General features: G+C 28.1%; 16 protein-coding genes and 1 pseudogene. 9 read left to right on the top strand and 8 right to left on the bottom strand.

Annotated features, from left to right (window positions below; genetic code table 11):
* Positions 1 to 5: 5 nt before the first annotated feature.
* From Q9969_RS00930 to Q9969_RS00940, 3 genes and pseudogenes are all read right to left on the bottom strand, one after another.
* Positions 6 to 936: pseudogene (locus Q9969_RS00930) on the bottom strand (MBL fold metallo-hydrolase).
* A gap of 9 nt (positions 937 to 945) precedes the next feature.
* Positions 946 to 1,314: a hypothetical protein gene (locus tag Q9969_RS00935; protein ID WP_305553436.1), complete on the bottom strand. Its 369-nt coding sequence runs from the start codon at positions 1,312 to 1,314 to the stop codon at positions 946 to 948.
* The gene (locus tag Q9969_RS00940) at positions 1,295 to 1,696 is read right to left on the bottom strand and encodes a DUF2121 domain-containing protein (protein WP_342766049.1); all 402 of its coding nucleotides are present in this window, start codon (positions 1,694 to 1,696) and stop codon (positions 1,295 to 1,297) included. The genes Q9969_RS00935 and Q9969_RS00940 overlap by 20 nt, the downstream gene beginning before the upstream one ends.
* A 60-nt stretch (positions 1,697 to 1,756) precedes the next feature.
* Here Q9969_RS00940 and Q9969_RS00945 point away from each other — a divergent pair, with 60 nt between their 5' ends.
* The gene (locus tag Q9969_RS00945; protein ID WP_305553439.1) at positions 1,757 to 1,918 is read left to right on the top strand and encodes a hypothetical protein; all 162 of its coding nucleotides are present in this window, start codon (positions 1,757 to 1,759) and stop codon (positions 1,916 to 1,918) included.
* A gap of 258 nt (positions 1,919 to 2,176) precedes the next feature.
* Here the strand turns inward: Q9969_RS00945 and Q9969_RS00950 are convergent, their stop codons facing one another.
* From Q9969_RS00950 to Q9969_RS00965, 4 genes are all read right to left on the bottom strand, one after another.
* Complete coding sequence (locus tag Q9969_RS00950; RefSeq protein ID WP_342766050.1) at positions 2,177 to 2,662, bottom strand: transposase; 486 nt, start codon at positions 2,660 to 2,662, stop codon at positions 2,177 to 2,179.
* Positions 2,663 to 2,704: 42 nt separating this feature from the next.
* A complete protein-coding gene (locus tag Q9969_RS00955; RefSeq protein ID WP_305554123.1) occupies positions 2,705 to 3,058 on the bottom strand; it encodes a transposase in 354 nt (117 codons plus the stop codon).
* Positions 2,991 to 3,152 carry a hypothetical protein gene (locus Q9969_RS00960; protein ID WP_305554156.1) on the bottom strand — a complete coding sequence of 54 codons (162 nt, stop codon included), beginning with the start codon at positions 3,150 to 3,152 and terminating at the stop codon, positions 2,991 to 2,993. The genes Q9969_RS00955 and Q9969_RS00960 overlap by 68 nt, the downstream gene beginning before the upstream one ends.
* Before the next feature lie 118 nt (positions 3,153 to 3,270).
* Positions 3,271 to 3,621 (bottom strand): transposase, encoded by a 351-nt coding sequence (locus Q9969_RS00965; protein WP_305553442.1) that lies wholly within the window; start codon positions 3,619 to 3,621, stop codon positions 3,271 to 3,273.
* 1,666 nt (positions 3,622 to 5,287) lie between these two features.
* Between Q9969_RS00965 and Q9969_RS00970 the strand changes: the two genes are divergently transcribed.
* The 8 genes from Q9969_RS00970 to Q9969_RS01005 all read left to right on the top strand — a co-directional run bounded on the left by Q9969_RS00970 (position 5,288) and on the right by Q9969_RS01005 (position 15,092).
* Positions 5,288 to 5,968, top strand: a complete 681-nt coding sequence (locus tag Q9969_RS00970; RefSeq protein ID WP_305553445.1) for a transposase — start codon at positions 5,288 to 5,290, stop codon at positions 5,966 to 5,968.
* 1,546 nt (positions 5,969 to 7,514) lie between these two features.
* A complete protein-coding gene (locus tag Q9969_RS00975; RefSeq protein WP_305553449.1) occupies positions 7,515 to 8,630 on the top strand; it encodes an ABC transporter substrate-binding protein in 1,116 nt (371 codons plus the stop codon).
* Between the two features lie 22 nt (positions 8,631 to 8,652).
* A complete protein-coding gene (locus tag Q9969_RS00980) occupies positions 8,653 to 9,702 on the top strand; it encodes a class I SAM-dependent methyltransferase (protein WP_305553452.1) in 1,050 nt (349 codons plus the stop codon).
* Positions 9,703 to 10,749 carry an iron ABC transporter permease gene (locus Q9969_RS00985; RefSeq protein WP_305553455.1) on the top strand — a complete coding sequence of 349 codons (1,047 nt, stop codon included), beginning with the start codon at positions 9,703 to 9,705 and terminating at the stop codon, positions 10,747 to 10,749. It abuts the gene before it with no gap.
* Between the two features lie 8 nt (positions 10,750 to 10,757).
* Positions 10,758 to 11,516 (top strand): ABC transporter ATP-binding protein, encoded by a 759-nt coding sequence (locus Q9969_RS00990; protein WP_305553457.1) that lies wholly within the window; start codon positions 10,758 to 10,760, stop codon positions 11,514 to 11,516.
* Positions 11,517 to 11,756: 240 nt separating this feature from the next.
* Positions 11,757 to 12,011 carry a TfoX/Sxy family protein gene (locus tag Q9969_RS00995; RefSeq protein ID WP_305553460.1) on the top strand — a complete coding sequence of 85 codons (255 nt, stop codon included), beginning with the start codon at positions 11,757 to 11,759 and terminating at the stop codon, positions 12,009 to 12,011.
* A 397-nt stretch (positions 12,012 to 12,408) separates the two neighbouring features.
* Positions 12,409 to 12,879 carry a flavodoxin gene (locus tag Q9969_RS01000; protein WP_305553463.1) on the top strand — a complete coding sequence of 157 codons (471 nt, stop codon included), beginning with the start codon at positions 12,409 to 12,411 and terminating at the stop codon, positions 12,877 to 12,879.
* Between the two features lie 725 nt (positions 12,880 to 13,604).
* Entirely contained in the window at positions 13,605 to 15,092 is a 1,488-nt protein-coding gene (locus Q9969_RS01005; protein ID WP_305553466.1) for a sodium-dependent transporter, read from the top strand.
* Here the strand turns inward: Q9969_RS01005 and Q9969_RS01010 are convergent.
* A complete protein-coding gene (locus tag Q9969_RS01010; protein WP_305513241.1) occupies positions 15,089 to 15,292 on the bottom strand; it encodes a hypothetical protein in 204 nt (67 codons plus the stop codon). The two genes, Q9969_RS01005 and Q9969_RS01010, sit on opposite strands and share 4 nt — an antisense overlap.
* Positions 15,293 to 15,325 lie beyond the last annotated feature (33 nt).

The raw sequence follows: 15,325 nt of genomic DNA on the forward strand, positions 1-15,325 counted from the left end.
AAAATCTATTTACTTATGGTTTTTCCAATTTTTAACTCATCAAATTCCCTATTATCTATTACTGCTTGAAATGTGTTTTTTCACTCATTTTTAAATAATGTTTTATTACTACCATGAGCATTAGAATTAACATCTTTAAGAGAAGTCATTTTAAGTTTTCTTGGATTATTATAATTAGTATTTAAAGACATTCCATCAAATGCAGCTAATGTTTTAACGCCTGTTTCTTTATTAACTTTTTTAGCTTCAGTTACTGGATTCAATGCTAACATTTTAAGGCCCAAATGTGTCATAATAGCTACTTTGGGTTTTACTTCATTTATTAAATCAATGAAATTTAGTGTGCATATATGGCCATTAATTGATTTAATGCCTGGTCTTAAAACACTAGTGATTAAAATATCTGAACCTTTATGATAATCAGATAATTCATCAAAATAAGCAGTATCTGATGTATAAGATATTTTAAATCCTTTATAATCAATTTGAAAGCCAACACCTGCAAGGTCTCCATGGCGTGTTTTAGTACATTTATAGTAAATCCATCTAATTTATTTACTTCATCAGGTTTTAAAATAAGTTTATCAGACATGCTTTGATGATATTTAGATATGCAAGAACCCCATTTTTGATATCCTCCAAGAACACTAGGACTTCCAACAATAGTTCCTGTTCTTTTAGTCATTCCTTTAGTTATGGCTTCAATGAGGATTTCTGCATCATTATAATGGTCTGTGTGTGCATGAGAAACAAAAACTCCATTAATATTTCTAGGATCTAATCCAAATTGATAAGTTCTAATAAGAGCTCTTGGACCTGAATCAACATGATAATTTTTACCAGCTAAATTATCAATTCTAAACCCACCAGTCATTCTACGCTGAGAGATAGCAGAAAATCTTCCACCCCCCCACTGCCTAAAAATGTAAGTTTCATTTAAACCTCCTACAACGAGCATAAAATTATATCACAACTTAAAGGAGATTTATTTTTTTTAAGACATAAAATTTCATTATCAATTATAACTTTATCTCCAAGTTTATCATCATTATCACTAAACATTAAAACATTTTCACTAGGACCTGCTAATTGTTTCCAATCACCATTCATTGCTCGTGTTTTATCATTAAGTTCAACTTGAATCATATTTCCGTCTATTAAGACAACTTTTCCAATTTCACCTTTATTAATAATATTACTTGCCATTTCAATAGCTAAATTTTGTTGAATTAGTTCTTCGGTTAATTTTTTTCTAAATTTAGTTAAAACTTTGATATCGTGATCTACTGTGACATTAGATGTTTTGAGCTTCATTTTCATCAAAATTTGGGCTTTTAATTAACACATCAAAATGTCGACCAATTGATGGTGTTTTTTGAGAAATTTCTTCTAAAATATTTCCAAAAATTTCACCTATGTATTTTAAATTTTGAGAAGATTTCCAGTATCTATTAATTAAAGTTTCAGCTTTTTGTTTTGCAAATTTATTTCCAAATATTATAATACCACTTTTACCTGCTTGGCGTGATGATACCTCAGAACCTAATAACTCTACGATTTGATAACCATTTGTAGTTCCATAAATTCTTTTTCTTCTGGTTTCAAAGGTTCCTTTAGTACTTACTTCACCTCTTACAGAATTTTCAACAATATTAATTTTATTTGCGTCATCTGTTATTTGTTTTGAATAATTCAGGAGAAAACATTCAGTAAATACTAGAAGAAATGGAAACTTTTAAAGGATTTTCATGTTTTTTTGGCAACAGATGGATCCTATGTTGAAATTCCTGATCATCCACAAGCACGTGAAGAAATGGGAGTTCCACCAAATAATGAAGTTGAAACATTTGCTGCAAATGCAAGAATCTCTTGCACAGTCGATACAAAAATGGACTTTGTAATATCAATCAATAATTGAAAAATCAAACCGTAAATGAAATAACATTTAGCATTAAGACACTTAGATGATGTAAAAAAAAACAAAATTAATATGAATATATAGTAATCACATGCTATTGATAGATTACTATATATTCCACAGAAATCATGTTAAAAACAGAAAAACATTTGAATTCATACTATTTAATCCGTGGAAAAACAAGTACATGAGTGTTGGCAGAAATTATTAGATTTTGAACATTTTTCATTTTATCCTTTAGCTTTTTTCAATATTTTTTTAAGTTAGTGATATGAACTTTATTGCACTAATGACTGAATGTAAATCCATTTTATTCTCTTTAATAAGATTAAACAATCTTATTAGGTTGTATGATGCTACGATTGTGAACATTTGGTTTTGTACTCTTTTTAAACCAACTATTGGAAGATAATCATAGTTGTAAATTCTTTTGAAAGTTCCGTTATGTGCTTCTACAGTCTTTGAACGTAATTTATAGTCTTTTATTCTATCTTTAGTAGACATTAATCTTTCAACTTTGTATGTAACTTCGTGGACGTACCTTGTTATTGCTCTATGGTTGGTTGTATAGCATTTCACTTTATATTTGTAATTTTTGCAGGCTAGGTAGTTTGAATAGACTAATTTGATTTTATTTCCTCCTCCTTTTTTTTGTGGGGCAGGATATGCTCCATCAAGAGTTAATTCTTCATTATTGGGACAAATAAAAACATTTTTATATTCATCAAAAACAAAATAATCTATAGCAAATGGATTGTCAGGTAGATTACCTGAATTCTCTCTATTTTACTGTTTTGTTGGAATTAAAGCAGTTATACCTAATTCCTCGAGATATTGTAAATTTGCTAGTGTTGAATAGATTGTATCCGCGCTAATTTTTGTGGGTTGTAATTTTAGATTAACGAGGATTTGATTCATTAATGCAGGAATTTGATAATGATCCGTAGGATTTTGAACTGCATTAACTCCACATATTAACTTCGATTTCGTATCAGTTCCCAATTGAATATTAAATGAAAATTTAGGATACTTTTGTCCATTATCTTTAACTTTCATCAGTCGAGCATCATGATCATTCAAAGCTAACGATACCTGTCCAGAATAGTCCAACAACTGCCACCAATAAAAAAAGAATTTCAACTTTTTCTTTATCTGATTTTGATTTATCATCTAAAAATTTTCGTACGGTTCTTCTAAGCTTTTTAATTTCATCTTTTGTTAATTCTTCGACCAAATAATGCTTTATTAATAAAATAATATCTTTTTTCTTTGATTATATTGAATGAAGAATTGTAAGCATTTTTTTTATTGTTCCATCAATTGCAATATGTTCAAAATCAGTTAATCCAATTCTATTTGCCACAATCAGAATAAAACTCATAATTAATTGGTAAATTTGTTGAAAAATACTTACAATAATCTCGTATTGTTCTGTCACTTGGTTCTATAAAATGTGAAATTAAATTATACAAATAATTGTACTTTGCATTATAAGCTAACTCCACAGTGCTTGTTATTTTATTAATATATCCATAAAAAATTAGTTTTATCATATCTTTGAGGTCAAAAGGTGGTTTTCCAACATTGGAAATTTTTCGTTTGATTTTAAAGAAATTAAACGCACCATCAACGATTGTTGATGCAAGATACATAAGTTGAAATTCATCTTCCATTTCTTCAATTTCCCTACTTTTTTCGCTCAAAATATAGTTATCCAAAATCATATCAATCAAAAACTCCTATATTAAATTAAACAATTATAGAATTAACTATAACTAATTATATATTAGTTATTTCTAATATAAATAGATTTAAATAACTTATAGCTAGAATAATAAGTAATAAAATATTAAAATTAAATATTAATAATTTTTACAAATAATTAGATTAAAATACCCATAATTACAAGGCCAATATAAAAAAAAGTATGAATTTATGGAAAAAAATTTTCACGAATTAAAATTGAACAAAGTTTAATAAAAATAGGAAAATAGGTTAAAAATTAAATAATATTTAAATCTCAATAATTTCTGCCAACACTCTACATTCAAAAAAAAGACAACAAAAAAATGGGCATGGAGAAAAAAATCATGATAATATTAGGATATAAGCTTGTAATAATGCAAAAATAAAAAAAATTTCCACGACGAAGAACTAAAAAAAATTGCAAGAAAGGGTGTCCGCCAAAAATCTAAAATTAATTTTTGAAACTGATTAAAACTACTTCAATTCAAAAACAAAGAAAAATTTGCATTAAAAAAATTACTTTTGGCGAACACCCGAAAACAAAAAAAGGTATTCAAGTTCAGAATTAATTAAAGTAAAATTAAAAACTGGAGAAACAGAAAATACTATTTAACCAATTTTACCAAAAGAAATCGCAACATCCGAAGAATTAAAGCATATTAATAATGGTGAAAGATGGAAAGTAGAAACCGATTATGACATGTTTAAAAAAAACAAATTATACATTGAAAAATTCAGTGGAAGAAGACTAACCATAATAGAACAAGACTTCTACAGCCACATATTCCTACTAAACCTACTAATAGGAATAAAAAACTATGCAGAACTAAAAAAATAACAAGAAAACCAAAAGAAACAGCAAAATACGCCTACAAATACCACTCCAATATCAACACACTCATCGGAGAAATCAAAGACCAACTACCAAGACTCCTAACAAACAACCAAGACGAAATACAACAAGTAATAAAAGAAATAATGGAAATCGGCTCAAAAGAACTTGTAGCAACGAAAATACTTGCACAAATAAATGCAGAAAGAGATAAAGATAAAAATTGGAATAAAAATTGTAAAACAAGCAAAAGCCAGGGATTTTAAAAATCTGAAAACCTTAACTTGATAGTACTGGAATAAAATAGACTTTGTTGAAATCCTATATTTTACACTTGAAATTTCACATCGACTTTGTTTTTTATGATGTTAAATTCGTGTTTTTCTTGTTTTAGCATATAATTCTTTTTATTTTTTTATACTTGAAATATTACTGAGTATTTTTTAAAAATAAACATTAGTAAGTTATTTATAGTTAAATGTAGAATATATATTATTATGAATCAGAAAAATACACATTCTCCAAGTATACTTAGGTTTTCAGAGCATAAAAGTCTTTTGGATTTTTGCTTTAAAAAGCAGACAAAAAAATTTTTCAAAAAATATAAAAACGCATGTAAAAGTGATATTAAGCATAATGAATTGATAAAATTCATTGAATATTGTTATAGTTATGCTAAAATTGTTTTAAACAAATATTCGTGCAAATATTCTAAGAAATTATACTCTCAACCAGCATTATTCACAATCATTGCTTTAAAGATTTACTTAAAAATAACTTATCGCTAAATAATGGATTTTATATCCTTTTCAGACGCATTAAGAAAATATCTCAAGATTAAAAAGGCTCCAGATTACTCAACAATACAGAAATTCTTTAAAAGAATGCCAACAAACATGTTTGAAAGAATAACAGAACAAATAATTCAACATTTAGAAATTAAACCCACAACACTTGCTCTTGATGGTACAGGATTCACCAATGACTACACAGACAAATATTATGCACAAATAAGGGGCAAAAAACGAAAAAGCTACACAAAATGCCATATTGCAATTGAAGTAGATACAAGAATAATCCTTTACTCACAAGCACTAAAAGGCCCAAAACACGATACAAAATTCGAAATAGCATCAATAAGAAGCTTAAAAAAATATAATATCAAATACATAATAGCAGACAAAGCTTACGATGACAACAAAATAAGAGAATGCATAAACGAAGAAATAAAAGCATCAGACCAAATACCACTCAAATCCAACTTCAAACACGGATGGTACATAAGACTAAGCATAAAAACCTTCGATAAAAAAATATATTCAGGAAGAAACAACGTAGAAAGCGTATTCAGCGTAATTAAAAGAAAATTCTCAGGAACAAACAAAAGCAAAAAAACAAGACAACAAAACAAAGAAACAAGACTCAAAACAGCAGTTTACAACATCGACAGAGTAGTGAAAATTTTAAATTAGGATTTCAACAAGGTCAGTCTCTTTCAAAAACTTGTGTGATTTGAATTTTTACTATTTTTTGAGCCACGAAATTTTTTCGTTTAATTTTTTCTTTATTTTTAATTTAAAAGTAGTAAAATTAATATATAAGGTGGAACTTAAATATTAATATGTCCAATAACAATATTAAAGCTCCATATGAATGTATGGAGTTAAAAGAATATAAACTTTCCGATTTTATTCCAGAGTTTTTTCTGAATTCCGCCAATATGATGATCTTTCTCGATTTGGTTGTGAAAAATATTGCTGATAATCTATATTAGACTGGAAAAAAAGAGGAAAAACTTATTTTTGAAAAATAGAATTAGTATTTTATCCAAGTTGTAAATCAAAAGATGCTGTTAAAAATGGAACTTACGAAAGGAAACTAATCTTTTTTTAAGAATTGGAGAACAAATGTGCACTATTCAAAAATATAAATGCAAAAAAATGCGGCAAAGTTTTTTTTATACTGATTTTATCCTCACTTGTTTATCCTAATTCTAATATTACATTACCGGTTGTTGATTGTATTGAAAATTTATATCAAATTTTATGGTGCAGGGCTCCACAAAATACGATTTGACTTAAAAAATCAACACAACATCGAAATCTCACATCAAAGCATAGAAAAACATATTATTAAACTCAAATTATCAATTTAACTATCCAAATTGGACTTATTCCGGTTATTACCTATTCGACAGTCTTTGGGTCAAAATTAATGGAATTTGGATATTATATTTTTAGCATTATTCGACGTTAAACTGAATACTTTAGTTTCAGTCAAATTAGTCGAATCAGAAGATTCCAAGACCATTTATCAATTCTTAAACGAATCACTAAGAAATCAAAAGAAAATATCAATAGGAACATGACTTAAAACATGAATATCGAGAAGCAATAGATAAACTAAAAGTAAAACATCATTTCTGCAAATTCCACGTGAAACAAAACATAAACAAAAAATTTAAAGACCATTTCAATAAAAACCAACTACCAGACAAAGAAAAAGAAATCTTAACAGAATTAAAACAAGACATTTATAAAAATATTGGATGCAGAAACACTCAATGATGCTAAAAAAAAACTACGTGACATATTGATTGATAAAAAAATACCCTCAAAACAACTTCACAATACAAAATCCTATGGAAATTCATCATTCCCTACTTTAAAAAATTAACAAACCACCTTGAAAACACAAATATTCCATCAACAAACAATAAAATCGAAAACATCCTCCAAAAAGTATTCCCAAAACACATAAAAAGAACAATGAAGATAAAACAAGAACTTTTAACAAGATTCATCCTAACTAAATTATTGGAACATAAAAAAATGAAAAAGAAAAAAAATCACACAAGTTTTTGAAAGAGCCGAATGAAGTATTTTAAAAATATTTAAATATTAATGAATTAAATACTTTTAAATATTGAAGTATTATTTAAATATTTTTTTGTATTACTACTATATTGTTTTTATTAATTTTTGTAATACTTTAATCCTTTAATATGGTGATGTTGATATGGATAAAAAAATTTATATTGGTATTGTAATTGTTATTGTAGCTATAATTACTGTTTTTGCAGTTAATTACAGTGATAATTCAAATGAAAGCGTAAATGGGATGATAACAATAAAAGATATGGCAGGTAGAACTGTTAATGTCCCAGATAATGTGGAAAATGTTGTAGGTGTTGGATGTACTGCAAGAGAGATTGTTTATCTTGATGCAGAAGACAAAATTGTAGGAATTGAACAGATGGAATCTGATTCTAAAGGAGGATGGGGTAATGAATTACCATACATAAAATCTAATGAAAAATTAATAAAATTACCAATAATTGGCAATGCAAAAACTGACACTGTTGATTATGAAAAATTATCAAGTTTAAAACCGGATGTTGTATTTGCAGGAACTCCTGAACAAGCTAATCTAATTCAAAATAAAACAGGTATTCCAACATTTGTTACATATGTTGGAGCTGTTGGAACAGAACAACAAATGGAAAAGTATGAAAACTCATTAATCATGATGGGGAAGATTTTAGGTAAAGAAGATAGAGCTAATGAATTAATCGGTTATATGGATGAAATTGAAGATGATCTTGAAAAAAGAGTCGAGCATGCTAAAAAAGATAAAACAGTTTATGTTGCAGGACAAGCATTTTACGGTGTTCATGGTATAACTTCTACTAATCCTTATTATCCTTCTTTTACACATTTAAATACTACAAATGTTGTAAATGGGGTTGGTGGAGATAATGCAACTATACATGCAATCCAAGTTGATAAGGAACAATTAATTAAGTGGAATCCAGATTATATTTTTATTGAAGGTGCAAGCTATCAGGTTATTAGAGAAGATATTTCTAAAAATCCAGATTATAAACATATGTCTGCTATAAAAGATAAAAAAGTTCATAATTTATTAACTTACTGTTTATACAGCTATAATAAAGAAGAAATGTTTTCAAACTCTTATTATGTAGGTAAGGTTTTATATCCTGAAGAATTTAAAGATGTGGATATGGATAAAAAAACAGAGGAGATATTCATTAAATTCAACGGAGATGGCGGTGAAAACGCTGCAAGAAATATAACCTCACATTATAAGGCATTTGAAGCTGTACCGGTTTAATTTAATATTATGGATGGTATTTATGGATATTATGGAGGAACCTTCAGTTTCTGTTTTGGAATTTGAAAAAATTTTAAATTTTGCAACTAAAGGAATTAAAGTATTTAATATTATTAAAACATCATTAAATATAGGATTATTTAATATTTTAGAAGAAGAACATAGCTGTTCAGAACTTTCTAAAAGATTTTCAATTGATCATGATGTAATTTATTATATTTTGGAAGCTTTGGTAAAATTAGAGTTAATAGAAAAAAATAATGGAAATTACAAAAATAAAGAAATTTCTAATATTTATTTAAACTCAAATTCATATTTTCAAAGAAAAACCATTATCGAATCTTTAAACCAACCTTTATCATATTGGAATGATTTGGAAAATATCCTGTATTCTAAAGAAATAAAATATGATGAAAACTTTTTTGAATTTATTATTAAAGCAATGGCTGAAGATGCTGTGTCTGGTGAGTTGCAAGAAACTTTAAATATAGTTAAAAAATATGATGAGTTTAAAGATTCTAAAACATTATTGGATATTGGAGGGGGTCATGGTTTGTATGCTATTGGATTTAAAAAATTAAATCCCGATTTAAAGGCATTTGTTTTTGACTTTCCAAATGTATTAAATGAAACTAAAAAATTTTGTGATAAATATGATTCGGATATAGTTTTAATTCCTGGAAATTTCTATGATGATGATTTAAAAGGTTCTTATGATGTAATATTTTCTTCTTACAATCCTGGTGGAAAAAATGCGAAAATTGCAGAAAAAATTTATGAGTCATTAAATATGAATGGACTTTTTATAAATAAACAATATTTCCCGACAAAAACAGAATTGAATTTAGATGATATTTTAAATAATTTAGAATGGAATTTCACTAATTTTAACATGTCAAATAAAGGAAAAATAAGATACACCTTTAAAAATGATTTGTCTTATGAGTCATATTTAAAGAATTTAGAAGATCTTGGATTTGAAATTTTAGATATATTTCCGATTAATCATCATAATGCTTCTTTTGGAACAACAGCAGAAGATAAAATCATAATTGCAAAAAAAGTGAGATAGTTGAAGTCAAGCACTAAAACATATCAAGAGTATATAAATAGAAAACTTATAATTATTTTAATTTTATCTATATTATTGGCAATAACAGCTTTATGTTCAATAAAAGTAGGAGCTACTAATTTAAGTTTTAAAGAAATATTATTATCTATTTTTTTAGAAACTAAAGATTCATCAATAATTTGGAATATTCGGATATCAAGAATTGTCGTTGCGATAGTTGCAGGGATTTTTATGGGGGTTGAAGGTACAATACTGCAATGTGTACTTAGAAATCCTCTTGCAAGTCCTTATACAATGGGCATTTCTCAGGGTGCTGCTTTTGGAGCTTCATTTTCCATAATTGTTTTAGGTGCTGGAACATTATATAGTTCCCAAGCAGATGCAGTAATACTGAATAATCCTTACCTAACTGTTTTTTTCGCGTTTATAGGTGCTTTAATTGGTGTAATTGCAATAATTATAATTTCAAAAATTCGGAATTTGACTCCGGAAGTAATGATACTTGCAGGAGTTGCAATGAGTGCATTATTTTCAGCAGGAACTATGTTTTTACAGTATTTTGCAAGTGATACTCAAATTGCTGCAACTATATTTTGGACATTCGGTGATGTAAGCAGAGCTGTTTGGAATGATTTTTGGATTATGTTAATAATACTTATTCCATCAATTTCCTATTTTATTTATCATTCTTGGGATTATAATAGTCTTTCTGCAGGTGAAGTTACAGCTAAAAGTTTTGGATTAAATACTGAAAAAATTCGTTTAACTGCTTTATTATTGTCATCATTCACGGCAGCTTTAACTGTTGCTTTTTTAGGAGTAATTGGATTTGTAGGATTAATAGCTCCACATATTATGAGAAGAATTCTTGGTAATGACCATAGATTTTTAATCCCGGCATCTGGATTGTTGGGAGCTTTGATTTTACTAATTTCAGACACATTGGCTAAGTCAATTCTGGCGCCAATCATTCTTCCTGTCGGTATAATAACTGCATTTATGGGCGGTCCTATGTTTCTTTATATAATTATAAAAATGAGGTATTAGGTGATTTTATGATTTTATCAGTTAATGATGTATTTTTTTCTTACAAGGATATTGAAGTACTAAGTGGAATAAATTTTACAGTTGAAGAGGGCGATTTTGTTTCTATTTTAGGGGTTAATGGTTCTGGGAAATCTACACTTTTAAAATGCATAAATAAAATATTAAACTATAAAAAAGGTTCTATTTTATTAAATGATGAAGATATTGTGAGCATGGATAATTCAGAACTAGCACAAAAAATCGCTTATGTTCCTCAAAAAGTTCCCATTGAAAGATCAACAGTTTTTGATGCTATATTGCTAGGAAGAAGGCCATATATAACATGGAATGTTTCTGAAAGTGATATAAAACTAACAAAAAATATAATGAAGCTGTTAAATATAGAATCTTATGCACTAAGATATATTAATAATCTTAGTGGTGGGGAATTACAAAAAGTTGTTTTGGCTCGTGCACTTGTTCAAGACCCTAAAATTCTTCTTCTCGACGAACCTACAAGTGATTTAGATTTGAAAAATCAATATGAGGTAATGAATTTACTTAAAACAATTGCAAAAGATAAAAAAATAACTCCAATAATTGTTTTACATGATATAAACTTAGCACTAAGATATTCTAATAAATTTATTTTACTAAAAGATGGGAAGGTTTTTAGTTGTGGTGGTGAAGATACTATTAATAGTGAGAGTATAAAGGAAGTATATGGTATTGATGCTTATGTTAAATATTTAAACGGTATTAAAACAGTTATTCCAAAACCATATTAATTAAAAAGCATTATATGTCCATTATTGTATTAATTTTTCATTTTCCACTAATTGAATTAATACATAATGGTTTGTTTTTAGGCATTTTTATTTCCGATAATTATTATTTTTCTTTTAGCTCTAGTAATTTCTGAATAATTGCATTGAAAACATTCAGTATTGACATTAATTTTGCAAACCATAACTATAAATCTTAAAAATGCTAAATTTCTTAAAGAGATAATTATTGGAGGTATTGAAATGGGTGAACTGTCTAAACTTCCGAATATTGGTAAAGTATTAGCGGGACAATTAAATGAAGTTGGAATAAACACTGTCGATGACTTGATTGATATTGGCAGTAAAGAAGCATGGTTAAAAATTAAAGGGATAGATGAAAGTGCATGTATAAATAGATTAATGGCATTGGAAGGAGCTATACAGGATATTCGTTGGCATGACTTATCTGAAGATGATAAAAATAATTTAAAAGATTTTTATAATAACTATTTGTAAGTAAATTTTTAAAAATATCCTTACTTGCAACGTGAAATTTTGTAGTACCTAACTAACCAAAAAATAGTTACTATACAATTTTTCGATGACCTACTTTAAATAAATATGGACTAACGTTAGTTTTCATAACTTATGTTTGTTTTTAATAATTCAACGGAAAACATTCAGTATTGACATATTTTTTTTTAGATAAAATTAAGAAAGGATTTTTAAAAATCCAGGTGAATATCGAATTTTTAGTTTGTTTTATTTATATAATCCTTTATTTGCATAAAAATCAAATTATTTAAGATAAGGGGTTCTACAAGGTTATCTTTTTAGATTTACTCTTTTCCATGAATTTTATTATTGTGAATGTAAACAATTATATAATATGAGAGATTATTTTTTTTATTAGGTGATAATTATAAGTAATGTATTAGTTGCTTATTTTTCAGCTAGTGGAGTTACCAAAAATGTAGCTGAGAAAATAGCTAATGAAAATGGATATGATGTATTCGAGATAGTGCCTGAAGAGTTTTATATTGTTGCAGACTTAGATTATACCAATAAAGACTCAAGATCAACAATTGAAATGAACGATAAATCATTCAGACCTCCAATTGTTGAAACTTGTGATGTGAGTGGATATGATACTGTTGTTATCGGATTTCCTGTATGGTGGTATAAAGCACCTGCAATCATCAATACATTCATTGAAAGTGTAGATTTATCTGGAAAAACAATCAAGGCATTTTACACTTCCGGAGGTTCTGGTATTGATAAATGTGTAAGTGATTTACAAGCAACTTACTCTGGACTTGACTTTGCAAAAGGAACACGCTTCACGAGGGATGTTTCAAAAGCAAAAGATTGGATTGAAGGATAAACTTAAAAAAATAAAATTAGGAAAGAACTAATCTTTCATATCCATTATATGGGATTCATCATTGATTTTGACTGTAATATTCTAAGAACTGCCAAAACTTAATTCCGTACTGTCTAAATTAATTGTATGATCAGTGTTGATTATGGGAATGATGCGATGCTGTAGCTGGAGAATCTTCAGCTATTGGGAGCTTGAAGTTTGTTTGATGGATGTAGAAGTTCCAACATCAGCATTTCCACTCATATTTTGATAGATAAATGCTCCACATAAATCAAGATATTCGCTTCAGGGGTCTATTTCAACCACTTGTCCAAGTTAGATAACATTGGTTAATTCAATGCTATTTTTGCATTGGATTCAGTTGAACATTTAATGTTGCTTTTCCATAATTGCTGCATTGTGTTGAACTGCTACTTTCACTATTTGCTTCACAATCAGTTATAAAATATTCCTAGATCATTTATTGTTTGTTATTGCATAAGCTCTTATACGAAATTATTTAATAGCTATAATTGCAGTTGTTACTTTTCTTCATAATATATTTTATACAGTATATTAAAAATCAGTCAAAAATTTAAATTTCGTTTTAAAATTTTTTTTATAAATTTAATTTAATGTGTTTATTCAAATGTTCGTTTAAACATAATTTAAATTCTAAATGAAACTAAAGATATTTAAAACTTTAATTACATACTGTTTAATATAATTTATAGGAATATAGAATTATGGCAGACAAAAACGAATGGGGCAGTAACATGTCATTCATACTTGCAATGATAGGTTCTGCAGTTGGTCTTGGAAACATTTGGAGGTATCCTTATGTACTTTATTCAAATGGGGGTGGTGCATTTTACATTCCGTATATTGTAGCTATCCTTTTAATGGGTATTCCATTTTTAATTTTAGAGTATGGTGTAGGATATAATTTCAAGTCTTCTTTTGCAAAGGCGGTAAAGAAGATTAACTCTAAATGTGAGTATATTGGCTGGTTTTTACCAGTTGCGGTTTTTATGATTATGATTTATTACTCAGCTATTTTAGGTTGGGATGGAATTTACATTATTTTAAGTTTCTTTAAGGGTTGGGGAGCAGATCCTAATTCTTATTTCATAACTTCTGTTCTACAATCTAGCGACTCTTATTTAGGATTATTACAGTTCGTTCCATTAGTTGCAGTTGCAATGCTTGCTGGTTGGGTAATTATTTGGTTTATTTCACATAGGGACTTAGAAGCGGGTCTTGGAAAGGTATCCAAAGTTTTAGTGCCTTTATTATTTATTATAATGGTAATCATTGTTGGATTTTCACTGACTTTGCCTGGTGCTTCAATTGGTCTATCTGAGCTATTTAATCCTGATTGGTCTTTACTTACACATTTTGAAATTTGGATGGCTGCATTTGGTCAGATTGTTTTTTCGTTGAGTTTGGGAATGTCGATTGCATTTACATTTGCAAGTTATACTAAAGACGATTCTGATTTGGTTACAAACACTATTTCAATTGTTCTTGCAAATTCTTTGTTTGAAAACTTTGCAGCATTGGGTGTTTTCTCAATTTTAGGTTATATGTCTTTGCAATCCGGTACAGCAGTAGCTGACCTTGTAACTCAGGGAACTGGACTTGTATTTATTGCATATCCTACAGTATTTAATGTACTGGGCAATTGGGCATTTATTTTAGGTCCACTGTTCTTCTTAACAGTTTATCTGGCGGGCCTTACAAGTATTTTATCTACTATTGAGCCGTTGTCTTTTTCAATTCAGAATAAGTTCGGTCTTTCAAGAGGAAAAACAATGACAGTATTGATTGTTGTTGGTGCAGCAGTGTCTATGCTTTATGCTACTGGATATGGTGGATCTCTTCTTGGATTTGTAGATACATTTATTAACCAAATTGCATTGTTGTTGGGTGTAGTTGCTGAATGTATCATATTTGCTTGGATATTCAAAGCCGAAAAACTAATTGACTTTTTAAATTCACACAGCAAAACAATTAAACTTGGTAAATGGTGGTTAGTGATTGTTAAATATATTCTTCCAGTTTTCATAGCTGTTATTTGGATTGGTGGAATGATTGACGTATTTAATAACGGTTCTATCGACCAATTAAATTTCACGATTATTTCAGCGTTGATATTGGTAATAGCAAGTTTAATGTTCACAATTCTTCCGGCACGTAATCCTGAATGGGATAATGCTAAAGAGAGAGTTTAAGTAAAATATTTGCTTAACTCATTTTTTTCTTTTTTTTCTAGGGTAACGGTTTCAACACCATTTTTTTCGTCATAAATCCTTTCATAATTATTTTCATGAGAATCAGCATTGCCGGCCTCTTCTGTGTAGTATACTCCCAGTATCAACCCTAATACTGAAAGTAAAAATATAATGAGGATAACGGTGTTTTTTATATTCATGATTAATAGTAACATTTTTATAATATATAAGTG

This window comes from Methanobrevibacter sp. V74, from assembly GCF_963082495.1.
Taxonomy (GTDB): domain Archaea; phylum Methanobacteriota; class Methanobacteria; order Methanobacteriales; family Methanobacteriaceae; genus Methanocatella.